Annotated in this window: 11 protein-coding genes; 8 read left to right on the forward strand and 3 right to left on the reverse strand. The window is 65.1% G+C overall.

Annotation, left to right across the window (positions count from 1 at the left end):
• Genes KU43P_RS12100 through KU43P_RS12110 form a run of 3 tightly spaced genes read left to right on the forward strand, consistent with a single transcriptional unit; the run spans position 1 to position 3,686 of the window.
• Positions 1–1,734 (forward strand): ABC transporter ATP-binding protein, encoded by a 1,734-nt coding sequence (locus KU43P_RS12100; RefSeq protein WP_317663364.1) that lies wholly within the window; start codon positions 1–3, stop codon positions 1,732–1,734.
• Positions 1,724–2,401 (forward strand): S8 family serine peptidase, encoded by a 678-nt coding sequence (locus KU43P_RS12105; protein WP_317663365.1) that lies wholly within the window; start codon positions 1,724–1,726, stop codon positions 2,399–2,401. The genes KU43P_RS12100 and KU43P_RS12105 overlap by 11 nt, the downstream gene beginning before the upstream one ends.
• Entirely contained in the window at positions 2,394–3,686 is a 1,293-nt protein-coding gene (locus KU43P_RS12110; protein ID WP_317663367.1) for an NAD(P)/FAD-dependent oxidoreductase, read from the forward strand. Before KU43P_RS12105 ends, KU43P_RS12110 begins: the two co-directional genes overlap by 8 nt.
• Positions 3,687–3,815: 129 nt before the next feature.
• Here the strand turns inward: KU43P_RS12110 and KU43P_RS12115 are convergent, their stop codons facing one another.
• Positions 3,816–5,309, reverse strand: coding sequence for an aldehyde dehydrogenase family protein (locus KU43P_RS12115; protein ID WP_317663369.1), 1,494 nt, complete (start codon positions 5,307–5,309; stop codon positions 3,816–3,818).
• A 492-nt stretch (positions 5,310–5,801) separates the two neighbouring features.
• Between KU43P_RS12115 and peaA the strand changes: the two genes are divergently transcribed.
• From peaA to KU43P_RS12140, 5 genes are all read left to right on the forward strand, one after another.
• On the forward strand, positions 5,802–7,367 hold the full coding sequence (gene peaA / locus KU43P_RS12120; protein ID WP_317663371.1) for a quinohemoprotein amine dehydrogenase subunit alpha: 1,566 nt from the start codon (positions 5,802–5,804) through the stop codon (positions 7,365–7,367).
• A gap of 48 nt (positions 7,368–7,415) precedes the next feature.
• Positions 7,416–8,846, forward strand: a complete 1,431-nt coding sequence (gene peaB / locus KU43P_RS12125) for a quinohemoprotein amine dehydrogenase maturation protein (protein WP_317663372.1) — start codon at positions 7,416–7,418, stop codon at positions 8,844–8,846.
• 1 nt (position 8,847) lies between these two features.
• Positions 8,848–9,171, forward strand: coding sequence for a quinohemoprotein amine dehydrogenase subunit gamma (qhpC, locus tag KU43P_RS12130; protein ID WP_176517541.1), 324 nt, complete (start codon positions 8,848–8,850; stop codon positions 9,169–9,171).
• 32 nt (positions 9,172–9,203) lie between these two features.
• Positions 9,204–10,325 (forward strand): quinohemoprotein amine dehydrogenase subunit beta, encoded by a 1,122-nt coding sequence (peaD, locus tag KU43P_RS12135; RefSeq protein ID WP_317663373.1) that lies wholly within the window; start codon positions 9,204–9,206, stop codon positions 10,323–10,325.
• Positions 10,326–10,448: 123 nt separating this feature from the next.
• Positions 10,449–12,122: a fatty acid CoA ligase family protein gene (locus KU43P_RS12140; RefSeq protein WP_317663374.1), complete on the forward strand. Its 1,674-nt coding sequence runs from the start codon at positions 10,449–10,451 to the stop codon at positions 12,120–12,122.
• 72 nt (positions 12,123–12,194) lie between these two features.
• Here KU43P_RS12140 and KU43P_RS12145 read toward each other — a convergent pair whose 3' ends face one another.
• Positions 12,195–13,442 (reverse strand): IS256 family transposase, encoded by a 1,248-nt coding sequence (locus KU43P_RS12145; RefSeq protein ID WP_317658073.1) that lies wholly within the window; start codon positions 13,440–13,442, stop codon positions 12,195–12,197.
• 158 nt (positions 13,443–13,600) lie between these two features.
• On the reverse strand, positions 13,601–14,176 hold the full coding sequence (mobA, locus tag KU43P_RS12150) for a molybdenum cofactor guanylyltransferase MobA (RefSeq protein ID WP_317663375.1): 576 nt from the start codon (positions 14,174–14,176) through the stop codon (positions 13,601–13,603).
• Positions 14,177–14,218: the final 42 nt, after the last annotated feature.

Genomic DNA, 14,218 nt, shown 5'->3' on the forward strand with positions numbered 1-14,218 from the left:
ATGGGCGGCTTGTTTTCGAGGCTGGTGGAGTCCAGCGACCCTGTGCTCATGCGCCAGGCCCTGGCCTGGCTGTATGGTTTCGTGCGCCCGCAGCGGCGCGCCATCGGCGTGTTGCTGGGCCTGTCCCTGGGCGCGTCGCTGCTCGCCCTGGCACAACCCTGGCTGGTCAAGACGCTGATCGACGAAGGCCTGCTGGCCAAGGATTACCAGACCCTCTGGCACATGGCGGCAATCATGATTGGTGCCGGGCTGCTCGGCACCGTGCTGGCCGGGGTCAACCGCTACCTGCACACGCGGCTGTCCGGGCGCATTCTATTCGCCCTGCGTGACGACCTGTATCGCCACCTGCAACGGCTGTCGCCGACGTTCTACGGGCGCCGGCGCACGGGCGACATTCTTTCCCGGCTCGATGGCGACGTTGCCGAAATCCAGCGCTTTGCCGTGGACTCGCTGTTCTCGGCGGTGTCTGCGGTGATCGGCCTGATCGGCGCGGTGGCCTTGATGCTGATGCTGTCCTGGCAGCTGTCGTTGCTGCTGGCGCTGCTGATCCCGATCGAGGTGCTGTGGCTGCGCTGGATGCGCCGCAAGGTCGAGCGCGAGGTGCGCAGCCTGCGTGAGCGTTCGGCGGATGTCTCGTCGTTCCTGGTCGAAACGCTGCCGGCGATGAAATTCATCCAGGCCGCCGGCCAGCAGAACCGAGAGGCTGGGCGCTTGGATCAGCTGGGCCAGGGCTACATGCGCCAGTTGCTCAAGGTGCAGGTCACCGAGTTCTTCACCCAGGCCATCCCGGGGACACTGACCTCGTGGTGCCGCGCCTGTGCCTTCCTGGTGGGTGGCTGGTGGGTGATCCAGGGCACCTGGCAACTGGGTGCGCTGATCGCCTTTTCCACTTACATGGGCATGGCCGTAGGGCCGGTGCAGAGCCTGCTGGGCTTGTATGTGGCGGTGCAGCGCATGGCGGTGAGCCTGGGGCGGGTGATGGAACTGAAACAGGAAGCCGTCGCGGTGCAAGAAGCGGCGGTGCCCAGGCCGATCCCGGAGGGCCCAGGCGAACTACGCCTCGAGGCGGTGTGCTTTGCCCATGACGGCCGCCAGGGCGCAGTGCTGGACAACGTCGATGCCTGCCTGCCAGGCGGCCTCAAAATCGCGATCAGCGGCGCCTCGGGGGTTGGCAAGTCGACCCTGATCGACCTGCTGCAGCGCTTCTACGACCCCGATGCCGGGCGCATCCTGCTGGACGGCGCCGACCTGCGTGAGCTGGACCTTGCTGCCGTGCGCCAACGCATCGCGGTGGTCAGCCAGGACATCGTGCTGTTCCGTGGCACCCTGGCGCAGAACCTTGCTTACGGCGCGCCCCAGGCCAGCCGCGAGGCACTGGAGCAAGTGGTGCGCCTGGCGCACCTGGAAAGCCTGATGGACAGCCTGCCGTTGGGCCTGGATGGCTTGCTCGGCGAGCGCGGCCAGCAGCTCTCCGGCGGCCAGAAGCAGCGCATCGCCATTGCCCGGGCGGTGCTCCAGGCTCCGTCGATCCTGGTGCTGGATGAAGCCACCTCGGCGGTGGACGAAGCCACCGAACGCGAGGTGATCGCCGCCATCGACCACCTGTTCGCCGGGCGCACGCGCATCCTCATCAGCCACCGCGCCTCGACCCTGGCCGACGCCGACCTGCATCTGCACCTGCAGGGCGGGCAGCTGCGTGTGTTGCCCCAGGAGGCGGTCAAGCATGGCCAGTGAGGTGAGGGTCGGGCTGATCGACAGTGGCTGCACGCCGGCCCAGGCCGAAACGCTGCACGCCGCACGTCGGTTCTGGCTGGCGGATGGCGTGTTGCGCGAAGGCCCGCCCCAGCCGGACCGCCTGGGCCATGGCAGCGCCGTGCTGGCGCGCCTGCAAACCGAAGCGGGCACGGTGCCGCTGCTGCTGGCCCAGGTGTTCGGCGACCAGGGCAGCACCAGCGCCTTGCAGGTGGCCGCCGCCTTGCTGTGGCTGGCCGAGCAGGGCGCCACCGTGATCAACCTCAGCCTTGGCCTGCAACAGGACCGCCCGGTGCTGCGCCAGGCCTGCGCCGAGGTGCAGGCCGCCGGTGTGCTGCTGTGCGCGTCGAGCCCTGCCCAGGGCGTGGCGGTGTATCCGGCCAGCTACCCCGGGGTCATTCGCATTACCGGTGATGCCCGTTGCGCACCGGGCCAGTGGTCATGGCTGGGCAGTTCCCAGGCCGACTTCGGCGGCCATGTCGGCGAGCGCGGCATGGCCGGCGCCAGCCTGGGCTGCGCGGCCGTGACCGGTCGTATCGCCGCGCTCATGCAGCAGCAGCCCGGGCTGGACCGTCAGCAGATGTTGGCCTGGTTGCAGGCGCATGCCAGTTTCAATGGCCCGGAGCGACGAGGGATCGGGGATGCCTGAACCGCGCATTCTGGTGCTGGGCGCCGGCCCGGCTGGCGCCGCCACGGCCCTTGGGCTTCGGCGCCTGGGTTACCCGATCACCGTGGTCAGCGACTGGCGGCGCTTTGCGGCGCTCGAAGGGGTATCCCAGCGGGTGCTTGAAGGCCTGCGCAACGCCGGCCTGGGCGGCGCCTTGGCAGAGGCGGCAATGCCGGCGAACCGGGAGGTGCGCTGGAACGGCCAGCACCTGCAACTGAATCAGGAATTTTTGCTCGACCGGCAATGCTTCGACCGCGCCTTGCGCCAGGATCTTGAACGGGCAGGGGTCACGGTGGTGGAGGGCCGTATTCGCGAGGTCACACGCAAGGGTGTGCACTGCGTCGGGATGGACGATGGCCAGGTGCTGCAGGCCGAATTTCTGGTCGAGGCGCGGGGCCGCCAGGCCCCCCTGGGCGCAGACCGGTTGCGCGGGCCGGAGACGGTCAGCCTGCTGAACCTCTGGCAGGGTGAACCTGGGCCGTCAGCATCGGCCGTGGAGAGCCTGGATGACGGCTGGGCATGGATGGCCAGGCGCGCCGATGGCCGCTGTTATTGGCAGATCACCCTGGATGCCGCTGGGTTGCCGGGCAAGGCCGTGCTACCTGAGTACTGCGCCGCGCACCGTCGCGGCTCGGCACTGGTGGCCCGGCTGTTCGGCGCGCAGGCATTGGCGCCTGCGCAGGTGCATGCCCGCAGCAGCACGGCGATCCTCGCCGGGGAGTGCGTGGGGGACGACTGGATCCGTGTGGGGGATGCCGCCATGGCGGTTGACCCACTGTCGGGGAATGGGATTTTCCAGTCGCTGTCCTCGGCGCTGCAGGCGCCGGTGGTGGTCAACACGCTGCTGCGCAGGCCGGAGCGGGCGGGGTTGGCCAAGCGTTTTCACCAGCAGCGGGTCGAGCAGCTGTTTCTGCGGTTTGCCCGGATCGGCCGGGACTTCTATGGCCAGGAGCAGATGCGTGCGGGGCAGGGGTTTTGGGCAAGGCGCCAGGGTTGGCCGGATGTGCAGCCGCTGCATCTGGCTGCAGACTGGCAGGCCGTGCGGGTAGAGAAGCGGCCGGTGTTGCGTGATGGGTTCGTGGATGAGGCCGAGGTGGTGGTGACGGCGGATCAGCCGTTGGGGATCTGGCATTTGCAGGGGGTAGAGCTGGCGCCTTTGGTGCGCGGGCTGCGCGATGGGCTGGCGGTGGAGGACGTATTGAAGGATTTGCCTTTGCCGCAGCAGGGGATGTTGCGGCGGTGGTTGGGGGAGCAGGGGTATTGCTGAGCGTCTTGCGCGTCTGTCCCGGCCCTATCGCCGGCAAGCCGGCTCCCACAGGTTCACCGCAGGCCTCAAGACTTGCGGGGTACCTGTGGGAGCCGGCTTGCCGGCGATAGGGCCGGTGCAGACCAGCGATCAGAGCTTGATCAACACCGACTTCAGCTCGGTGTAATGCTCGATCGCCGCCGCCCCCATCTCACGCCCCACCCCAGACATCTTGTACCCGCCAAACGGCAGCGCGGGGTCCAGCGCGCTGTGACAGTTGACCCACACCGACCCGGACTTGATCCGCGGGATCATCCGGTGCACCGCCGCCAGGTCGTTGGACCAGATGCTCGCGCCAAGCCCGTAGGGGTTGTCGTTGGCCATGCCAATCACCTCGTCGAGATCATCGAACGGCATCGCCACCAGCACCGGGCCGAAGATTTCTTCTTGCACCAGGCGATGGCGCTGGTCGACGTCGACGATCACCGTCGGCTTGACGAAGTAACCCGGGCCAAAGCCTTCGCCACCGCAGGCAATGGTCGCGCCCAGCTCACGGCCCAGCTCGATGTAGCCGGTGACCCGGTCCTGCTGCTTGGCAGAGATCAGCGGGCCCATCTGCACGGCAGGGTCCAAGCCGCTGCCCAGCTTCATGCCGTTGGCGATGCCGGCGATGTCCGCGATCACGTTGTCGAAGTGCTTGCGGTGCACGTACAGACGCGAACCTGCGCAGCACACCTGGCCCTGGTTGAAGAAGATCGCCGTGGCGGCGCCGGCGGCGGCCTGCTGCAGGTCGGCGTCGGGCATGACGATGGTCGGTGACTTGCCGCCCAGTTCGAGGGTGACGCGGGTCATGTTGTCCATCGCCGCCTTGCCGATCAGCTTGCCCACTTCGGTGGAACCGGTGAAGGTCAGCTTGTCCACGCCCGGGTGGCGGCTCAGCGCGGCGCCGGCATTCAGGCCAGTGCCGGTGATGACGTTGAGCACGCCGGCCGGGTAGCCGGCTTCGTCCACCAGTTCGGCGAGCTTGAGCGCGGTCAGCGGGGTTTCGTCGGCAGGCTTGAGCACCACGCTGCAGCCGGTGGCCAGCGCCGGGCCGAGCTTCCAGCAGGCCAGCAGCAGCGGGAAGTTCCAGGCGACGATGGCGCCCACCACGCCCACCGCTTCGCGGCGCACGAACCCATGGAACTGGTCGTTGGGCATCAACGGCATCGACGCCTCGACGGTGCTACCCTCGATCTTGGTGGCCCAGCCAGCCATGTAGCGCAGGAAGTCGATGGCCAGCTGCACGTCCATGACCTTGGCCACGGCGGCACTCTTGCCATTGTTGAGGCATTCCAGCTCGGCCAGTTGCTGCGCATCGCGCTCCATCAGCTCGGCCAGGCGCCACAGCAGGTTCTGCCGCTCGCGCGGGCGCATCCGGCTCCAGGCCGAGTCGTCGAACGCCTGGCGCGCAGCGCGCACGGCGCGGTCGACGTCTTCGGCTTCGGCGGCCGGCACTTCGCCGAGCACCTCGCCGGTGGCCGGGTTGCGGAACGACAGGGTGCGACCGCTGGCGGCGTCCTGCCAGTCGGCGCCGATGCGCATCTTCAGCTTGCGCTCCAGGAAGGCGCGGGTGGCGGGCAGGATGGGCAGTTCGGAAAGCATGGGGCGGTGCCTCTTGTCATTGGATGTGGCGGGGGATGGCGCAATGGCCGTGCCAAGGTGGTGCAATGGGCGCAAAGGCCTGTGCTGCCTTGGGTTTGCCCGTGTGCAAGGGTGCGATTGCGTGGTTGCGCTGTTGCACTTTGAGACGGTGTGAGACGGTGGTGACACAGTGTCTGTGTGGGCCAATCGCCGGCAAGCCGGCGCCCACAGGTACCCCACCAGCCTGAAGCACTGTGGGGTATCTGTGGGCGCTGGCTTGCCGGCGATGGCCTGCGCAGCAGCGCCTGTCTCAACCTGAAACACCCTGTCTCGAAATGGCACGGTCCTACTCGGCCTCACCCAGCGCACAACGGCCTTCAAAACTACTCAAGAGCCTGAAATACAACGAGTTCCAAGCATCTGGCACAGTTTCTGTATCACAACCGTCACATGCACACCTGCTGTACCAAAGCGTGCGAAAAACGATAAGAACAACACCGTGGAGGTCTGACCTTGAAGACGACTCGACTCCGGCGGCATGCGGGCAAACTGGCGCTTGTCGCCGCCGCACTGCTGGGCACCCAGGCCATGGCGGCCGAACAGGGCCCGAGCCTGTTGCAGAACAAGTGCATGGGGTGCCATATCCCCGAGGGCAACGATACCTACAGCCGCATCAGCCACCAGCGCAAGACCCCTGAAGGCTGGCTGATGAGCATCGCCCGCATGCAGATCATGCATGGCCTGCAGATCAGCGACGACGACCGTCGCACCCTGGTCAAGTACCTGGCCGACAAGCAAGGCCTGGCGCCAAGCGAAACCGACGGCGTGCGCTACGCCATGGAGCGCCGCCTCAATACCGTCGAACACTTCGACAGCATGCTCAGCGAAACCTGTGGCCGCTGCCACTCCGGCGCCCGTGTCGCCCTGCAGCGTCGCCCGGCGCAGGAATGGGAACACCTGATCAACTTCCACCTCGGCCAGTGGCCGTCCCTGGAATACCAGGCCCAGGCCCGCGACCGCGACTGGCTGGACATCGCCCTCAAGCAAGTGGTGCCAGAGCTGGCCAAGCGCTTCCCGCTGGAAAGCCCGGCCTGGACCGAGTGGCAGAAAGCCAAGCCCAAGGCCGATACCTTGCCGGGGCAGTGGGCGTTCAGCGGCCACATGCTCGCCAAGGGCGATGTGCGTGGCGTGATGAGCGTCACGCCCGATCAGGGCGACACCTTCAAGCTCGAGGTCAAAGGCACCTACGCCGACGGCACGCCGTTCAACGGCAGCGGCTCGGCGATCCTCTACAACGGCTACGAATGGCGCGGCAACGTCAAGGTCGGCGAGGCCAACCTGCGCCAGGTCTTCTCGGCGCTGGATGGCGAGATGAAGGGCCGCATGTTCGAGGCCGATCATGACGAGCGCGGGCTGGACTTCACGGCCGTGAAGGAAGGCAAGGCGCGCCTGCTGGCGGTGCAACCGGCGTTCATCAAGGCCGGCGGCGAAAGCGAGATCAGCCTGGTCGGTACCGGTCTGGATGGCAAGCCGGACCTGGGCGCAGGTGTGGAAGTGACCCAAGTGCTGGAACAGACCCCGACCCTGGTACGGGTCAAGGCACGTGCTGCAGCCGATGCCAAGCCCGGCCAGCGTGACGTTGCGGTGGGCACACTGAAGGGCGTCAGCCTGGCGGTGTACGACAAGGTCGACGAAGTGAAGGTGGTACCGGCGTTCTCCATTGCCCGTATCGGCGAGAACGGTGCCTCGGTGCCGAAGGTCCAGGGGCGTTTCGAGGCCGAGGCCTGGGGCAAGGACGCCAGCGGCCAGCCGCTGCGCATCGGCTACCTGCCGGCGACCTGGAAGGTCGAACCGTTCAACGAACGTGCTGTCGAGGACGAGGACGTCAAGTTCGCCGGCAAGATGCAGGCCGACGGTGTGTTCGTGCCAGGCGGCGCGGGGCCGAACCCGGCGCGCAAGATGATGACCAACAACGCCGGCAACCTGAAGGTCGTCGCCACCCTGGCTGACGGCGGCCAGACGGGCGAGGGGCACATGATCGTCACCGTTCAACGCTGGAACAACCCGCCCTTGCCCTAAGGGCCGGTTGCCAAGCTTGTCCAACGGATCGATTACTCGGAGGTCGCCATGGGCGCACTACTGAACCTGGTCGAGCGCAACCTGCACGAAGTGCAGGTCGACGCTGACCGCATGCTGTTCCATATCCCCAGCAGTTCGCTGTTTGCCACCGACGCGGTGACCGGCAGCATCATCGACACCCTGCGCCAGCAAGGCTGCAGCGCCGAGGAGCTGACCCAGCGCCTCGGCCAGCAGTTCGCCGGCCAGGACATCCAGGAAACCCTGCGCGAGCTGATCGCCCTGGAACTGGTCAGCGACGGCTCGCCGCTGACCCCGGAAATCGCCCTCCGGCAGGTCGAGCGCACCGCGCTGAACACCGTGGTGCTCAACGTCAACACCGGGTGCAACCTGAGCTGCACTTACTGCTACAAGGAAGACCTGGACAAACCATCCGCCGGCAAGAAGATGAGCACCGCCACCGCTGAAGCCTCGGTGGAGATGCTGCTCAAGGAATCGCCCGACGAGCAGCGCTACAGCGTGGTGTTCTTCGGCGGCGAGCCGCTGTCGAACCGGCCGCTGATCGAGCACATGGTGGCCTACTGCGAGCGGCGCTTCGCCGAGGCGGGCAAGCAGGTGGAGTTCATCATGACCACCAACGCCACGCTGCTCACCGAAGAGATCGTCGACTGGCTCAACGCCCACCGCTTCGGCCTGTCGATAAGCATCGACGGGCCCAAGACCGTGCACGACCGCAACCGTATCACCGTGGGCGGGCAGGGCACCTATGACGTGGTGCGGCGCAAGGCCGACATGCTGCTGTCGCGCTACACCAGCCGCCCGGTCGGCGCGCGGGTGACCCTGACCCGCGGTATCACCGACGTCGAGACCATCTGGAACCACCTGTTCAACGAGATGGGCTTCGCTGAAGTCGGCTTCGCTCCGGTCACCTCCGGCGACATGGCCAACTTCAACCTCACTGGCGAGGAACTGGTCGAAGTCTTCGCCAACATGAAGGCGCTGGGCCGGCGTTACCTGGAGGCCGCCCTGGAGCACCGCAACATCGGTTTCTCCAACCTGCACCAGCTCATCACCGACATCCACGAAGGCCACAAGAAGGCCCTGCCATGCGGCGCCGGGCTGAAGATGTTGGCCGTGGACCACGAGGGCGAGCTGAACCTGTGCCATCGCTTCACCGGCTCCAGCCTGCCGACCTTCGGCAACGTGCACCAGGGCGTCAAGCAGGCGCAACTCAACGACTTCCTGTCCCAGCGCCTGGACCGCAGCAACACCGGCTGCGAGAGCTGCCGCATCCGCAACCTGTGTTCCGGTGGCTGCTACCACGAGAGCTATGCGCGCTACGGCGACCCGCAGCACCCGACCTACCACTATTGCGAGCTGATGCGCGACTGGGTCGACTTCGGCATCGAGGTCTACAGCCGCATCATGGCCGCCAACCCGGCCTTCATCGATCGCTACATCACCCCGCGGAAGGCGCACTGACATGAAGCACTTGAAGCCCCTCAACAACAAGGCGCGCATCCTGGAGCAGGCCGCCGCCGAAGACCGCGTCGAAGAAGTCATGGCCATGAGCGCCGTTGCTGGCTGCACCGCCACCACCGACCCGGGTTGGGAAGTGGACGCCTTCGGTGGCGTCAGCTCGCTGTGCCAGCCGATGGAAGCCGACCTGTATGGCTGCTCCGACCCTTGCTGGTGGCCGGCCCAGGTGCCGGACATGATGAGCACCTACCAGGACTGGAACGCCCAGGCGACCAACTCCCAGGAAGACTGGCGCAACCTCGGCACCGTGTTCCCGAAAGACAAGTGACCGGCCCGACAAGAATGACAAGGGGAAACCGCATGAATGCTGGACGCTGCGCGCAACTCGCGCTCACCATCGCCGCCACGGCCTGCGCCTGGGCGGTGCAGGCCGATGACGCAGGCAAGGCCCTGAAGGCCGGCCAGGAATATCTGGTCACCACCAACTACCCGAACAACCTGCACCTGATCGACGTGGCCAGCGACACGCTCTACAAGAGCTGCAAGCTGCCTGGCAAATTCGGCCCCGGCACCGCGATGATGGCGCCGGACAACCGCACCGCCTACGTGCTCAATAACCACTATGCCGATATCTACGGCATCGATCTGGACACCTGCAACACCACCTTCCACGCCGACCTGTCGAGCGTGCCCGGTGAGGTCGGCAAGTCGATGTACTCCTTTGCCATCAGCCCCGACGGCAAGGAAATCTATGCCACGGTCAACCCGACCCAGCGCCTGAACGACCACTACGTGGTCAAGCCGCCGCGCCTGGAGGTATTCAGCACCGCCGATGGCGTCGACGCCAAGCCCGTGCGTACCTTCCCGATGCCGCGCCAGGTGTACCTGATGCGTGCTGCCGACGATGGCAGCCTGTTCGTTGCCGGGCCCGACCTGTACAAGATGGACGTGAAGACGGGCAATTACTCGGTGGCCTTGCCGCTGCGCAACTGGAACCGCAAGGGTTACAGCGCACCGGACGTGCTTTACTTCTGGCCGCACCAGAGCCCGCGCCACGAGTTCTCGATGCTCTACACCATTGCCAAGTTCAAGGACGAGAAACAAGACCCGAACACCGCCGAGCTGCTGTATGGCTTCCTGAGCGTCGACCTCAAGACCGGCAAGACCCACACCCAGGAGTTCGCCGACCTCACCGAGATCTACTTCACCGGCCTGCGCTCGCCGAAGGACCCCAACCAGCTCTACGGCGTGCTCAACCGCCTGGCGCGGTACGACATCAAGCAGCGCAAGCTGATCAAGGCGGCTAACCTGGAACACACTTACTATTGTGTGACCTTCGACAAGAAGGGCGACAAGCTGTACCTGGGCGGCACGTTCAATGACTTGGCGGTGTTCGACCCCGAGACGCTGGAGAAAGTGAAGAACATCAAGTTGCCGGGTGGTGACATGTCGACCACTACGCCGCAGGTGTTTATCCGGTAGCCCTGTGTTGGCCCTATCGCCGGCAAGCCGGCTCCCACAGGAGGACAGTGGGATACCTGTGGGAGCCGGCTTGCCGGCGATAGGGCCACAGAACGCCATACAAAAACAACAAAGGGAGCGCCCATGGCCCAGCCCAGCTATACCCAGGGCAACCTGGACAAGACCCTGCTCCATGAGTGCATCGGCGATGCCTTCGACAGCACCGTCGCCCGCTTCCCCGACCGCGAAGCCCTGGTCGTGCGCCACCAAGCCCTGCGCTACACCTGGCAGCAACTGGCCGACGCCGTCGACCAGCATGCCCGCGCCCTCATGGCCCTGGGTGTGCAACCCGGCGACCGCTTAGGGATCTGGGCCCCCAACTGCGCCGAGTGGTGCATCACCCAGTTCGCCAGTGCCAAGATCGGCGCCATCCTGGTCAACATCAACCCGGCCTACCGCACCAGCGAACTGGACTACGCCCTCGGCCAGTCCGGCTGCCGCTGGGTGATCTGCGCCGATGCGTTCAAGACCTCCGACTACCACGCCATGCTGCTGAGCCTGATCCCTGGCCTGGCGCAAGGTCAGCCGGGTGCTTTGATCTGCGAGCGTTTCCCTGAATTGCGCGGCGTCGTCAGCCTCGCCGTCGCGCCGCCTTCGGGCTTTCTCCCCTGGCACGATCTGCAGGCACGTGCCGAGTCGGTCAGCCGCCAGGCCCTGGCCGAGCGCCAGGCGCAATTGCGCTGTGACGACCCGATCAATATCCAGTACACCTCCGGCACCACCGGCTTCCCCAAGGGCGCCACCCTCAGCCACAGCAATATCCTCAACAACGGCTACATGGTCGGCGAAAGCCTCGGCCTGACCGAGCGCGACCGCTTGGTGGTGCCGGTGCCGCTGTACCACTGCTTCGGCATGGTCATGGCCAACCTCGGCTGCATGACCCACGGCAGCACCCTGATCTACCCCAACGACGCCTTCGACCCGCTGGCCACCCTGCGCGCCGTGGCCGAGGAAAAGGCCACCGCGTTGTACGGCGTGCCGACCATGTTCATCGCCGAACTGGACCACCCCCAACGTGGCGATTTCGACCTTTCGAGCTTGCGCACCGGGATCATGGCCGGCGCCACCTGCCCGATCGAAGTGATGCGCCGGGTGATCGACGAGATGCACATGGCTGAAGTCCAGATTGCCTACGGCATGACCGAAACCAGCCCGGTGTCGCTGCAGACCGGCGCCAGCGACGACCTTGAACGGCGCGTGACCCGTGTCGGTCGCACCCAGCCTCGGCTGGAAAGCAAGGTGATCGATGGCGACGGCAACACCGTGCCGCGCGGCGAGATCGGCGAGCTGTGCACGCGGGGCTACAGTGTGATGCTGGGCTACTGGAACAACCCCAAGGCGACGGCAGAAAGCATCGATGCCGAAGGCTGGATGCACACCGGCGACCTGGCGGTGATGGATGAGCAGGGCTACGTACGCATCGTCGGGCGCAGCAAGGACATGATCATCCGCGGCGGCGAGAACATCTACCCGCGTGAGCTGGAGGAGTTCTTCTTCACCCACCCGGCGGTGGCCGACGTGCAGGTGATCGGCGTGCCGTGCAGCAAGTATGGCGAGGAGATCGTGGCCTGGGTGCGGCTGCATCCGGGGCAGGTGGCCAGCGAGGACGAACTGCGCGAATGGGCGAGGGCGCGGATCGCGCATTTCAAGGTGCCCAGGTACTTCCGCTTTGTCGACGAGTTCCCGATGACGGTGACCGGCAAGGTGCAGAAGTTCAGGATGCGCGAGATCAGTATCGAGGAGTTGTCTGGCCGTTGATGGGTTGGCTTGGGACTGTCAGTTTTTTTGTGTTCGGGCCGGTAATGGCCTGCCGTTAGGCAGGCCCGATTTTCACCACGTCGGCCTGATGAACCGATCCCCGTACAGAATCGCGAATTGATTCATCGCACTTTTCCAATCATGCGCCGCCGAGCCCCAGTTTGCCGTGATGTTCCGCAGCCCCAGCCAGATCAGCTTGGTGGCTGCTTCATCGTTCGGGAAATGCCCCCGAGTTTTAATGATTTTGCGTAGCTGGGCGTTGATGCTCTCAATAGCGTTGGTGGTGTAGATCACTTTGCGGATGGCAGGTGGGAAGACAAAGAAGGGAATCACTCGATCCCAGGCGCGTCTCCAGGCTGCCACGACCGTTGGATACTGTTTGCCCCAGGGTCCGTTTTCAAACTCATCCAATGCCTGCTCAGCCGCTTCTGCATTGATGGCCTGGTAAATCGGTTTCAACGCCTTGGCCAGTGCCCGGCGCTTGTCCCAAGCCACGTAGTCGAGGCTGTTGCGGATCAGGTGCACGATGCACGTCTGCAGCGTCGTTTCTGGAAACACGGCGCTGAGAGCCTCTGGCATGCCTTTGAGGCCATCGGTCACGGCAATCAGCACATCCTCGACACCACGCGTCTTGAGATCGTTAAAAACCTTCATCCAGAACTTCGCACCCTCGGTGTTCTCGATCCAGATGCCTAAGATATCGCGCGTCCCGTCGGGTAGAACGCCCAAAGCCAGGTAAATGGCCTTGTTGCGCACCAGGCCTTCTTCGCGAATTTTCACCCGCAGCGCATCAAAGAAAATGACCGGGTACATCGGCTCCAATGGCCGCTGTTGCCACGCGCCAATCTCTTCCATGACCTCGTCTGTCACAGAGCTGATGAAATCGGGCGAAACGTCGGTTCCATACTGCTCGGACAGAAACGCTCGGATCTCTCTGACCGTCATGCCACGGGCGTACATGGCGATGATCTTGTCATCGAAACCGGTGTACCGCCGTTCGTGCTTAGGGATCAGAATGGGCGCAAAACTGCCGTCTCGATCACGAGGAATTTCCAGCCGCAGCGGGCCATCGCCGGTCAAAACCGTCTTGCCACTCTTGCCGTTACGCTGGTTGGTTTCATCCTCTGGGCGCTGCGCGCCCGGCGGATAACCCAGGTGGTGACCAAGCTCGGCATGCAGAGCACGCTCGATCAAGGCCTTTTTGAACGCCGCAGAGGCATCCTCGATAGCTTCTGCGGTCATCAGGCCCTCACCGAACTGCTCCAGCAGCTCTTTGGGGATTTTGGGCAGGTCACGCAGGGGTTTCTTTTTGGTTGGCATACATGCACCTCTTACTCATGTTATGCCCGAACACAAAATTTCTGACACCCTCGTTGGCTTCACCGGCCCTATCGCTGGCAAGCCAGCTCCCACAAGTACAGCGCTGTTCTCAAGGCTGTGGTGAGTCCTGTGGGAGCCGGCTTGCCGGCGATGGGCCCTCAGCCCTGCAACAAGTCAGGGCTGTTGAAGTTGCTCAACCGGGCGTCCCCCTCGGCACACTCAAGCCCCTGCACCCCCTCGAGCAGCAAGGCCTTCTGCAAACTCCGCTCACCCGCCGCCCAGGCCTGCTCCAGCACCGGCAGCAGCCTGCGCGGCACCACACTGAACATCGGCTGCCAATACCCACCTTGGCGCACCATGGCCGCGCAGTCACTGGCCACCGCCAGCCGTAGCAGGTCCTCGATCAACCCCCGGTCAATCAATGGCGCATCGCAGGCCAGCACCACCACCCACTCATGCCGCGCCGCCGCCAGCCCGGCGATCACCCCGGCCAGTGGCCCCGGGAAATCCGCTTCGGCATCGCCCACCATTTGATCGGCAAAGGGACGATACAGACCCTGATTACGATTGCACGAGATCACCACATCATCACTGAGCGGCCGCACCACCCGCTGCACATGCGCCACCAGCGGCTCGCCGCGCCACTCCACCAGCCCTTTGTCACGGCCGCCCATGCGCTGGCCACGGCCACCGGCGAGGATGAGGATGGTGCAGGGGGGGAGTGTTTCAGTCATGAAAAAGGGTTCCGGGCATCAATGCCGGGAACCCTCTCATTC

The organism is Pseudomonas sp. KU43P (genome assembly GCF_033095865.1).
In the GTDB taxonomy this organism is placed as follows: Bacteria; Pseudomonadota; Gammaproteobacteria; order Pseudomonadales; family Pseudomonadaceae; genus Aquipseudomonas.

What these genes read in the sequence shown, in the direction of transcription:
- KU43P_RS12100 (WP_317663364.1), top strand. Translation starts at nt 1, where the DNA reads ATGGGCGGCTTGTTTTCGAGGCTGGTGGAGTCCAGCGACCCTGTGCTC.
- KU43P_RS12105 (WP_317663365.1), top strand. Translation starts at nt 1,724, where the DNA reads ATGGCCAGTGAGGTGAGGGTCGGGCTGATCGACAGTGGCTGCACGCCG.
- KU43P_RS12110 (WP_317663367.1), top strand. Translation starts at nt 2,394, where the DNA reads ATGCCTGAACCGCGCATTCTGGTGCTGGGCGCCGGCCCGGCTGGCGCC.
- KU43P_RS12115 (WP_317663369.1), bottom strand. Translation starts at nt 5,309, where the DNA reads ATGCTTTCCGAACTGCCCATCCTGCCCGCCACCCGCGCCTTCCTGGAG.
- peaB (WP_317663372.1), top strand. Translation starts at nt 7,416, where the DNA reads ATGGGCGCACTACTGAACCTGGTCGAGCGCAACCTGCACGAAGTGCAG.
- qhpC (WP_176517541.1), top strand. Translation starts at nt 8,848, where the DNA reads ATGAAGCACTTGAAGCCCCTCAACAACAAGGCGCGCATCCTGGAGCAG.
- peaD (WP_317663373.1), top strand. Translation starts at nt 9,204, where the DNA reads ATGAATGCTGGACGCTGCGCGCAACTCGCGCTCACCATCGCCGCCACG.
- KU43P_RS12140 (WP_317663374.1), top strand. Translation starts at nt 10,449, where the DNA reads ATGGCCCAGCCCAGCTATACCCAGGGCAACCTGGACAAGACCCTGCTC.
- KU43P_RS12145 (WP_317658073.1), bottom strand. Translation starts at nt 13,442, where the DNA reads ATGCCAACCAAAAAGAAACCCCTGCGTGACCTGCCCAAAATCCCCAAA.
- mobA (WP_317663375.1), bottom strand. Translation starts at nt 14,176, where the DNA reads ATGACTGAAACACTCCCCCCCTGCACCATCCTCATCCTCGCCGGTGGC.